Here is a 293-nt window from a genome sequence, read left to right on the forward strand (position 1 = left end):
CCGGTGAACGACGCGCCTACTTCGACGGACGACACGGTGTCGGTGACCGAGGACACCACGAAGGTTCTCAGCGTCTCGGATTTCGGCACCTTCTCTGACGTCGATACCGGCGGCACCTTCGGGGGCGTCGTGATCTACAGCCTGCCGGCGAATGGCACGCTGAAGCTCAATGGTGGGGACGTTGAGGTAGGCTTCATCATCGCCGCGTCCGACATCGCGGCGGGACTGCTGACCTACACGCCGGCGCCGAACGACGACACCGGCGAGTCCTTCACCTTCGCCGTGTACGACAA

General features: G+C 63.8%; 1 protein-coding gene. It reads left to right on the forward strand.

The genetic code is table 11. From position 1 onward, the window contains the following. On the forward strand, positions 1–293 hold a 293-nt coding region (locus ACLF3M_RS35470), incomplete at both ends, for an Ig-like domain-containing protein (protein ID WP_430661723.1).

The organism is Falsiroseomonas sp. HW251, from assembly GCF_050563545.1.
Lineage (GTDB): Bacteria > Pseudomonadota > Alphaproteobacteria > Acetobacterales > Acetobacteraceae > Falsiroseomonas.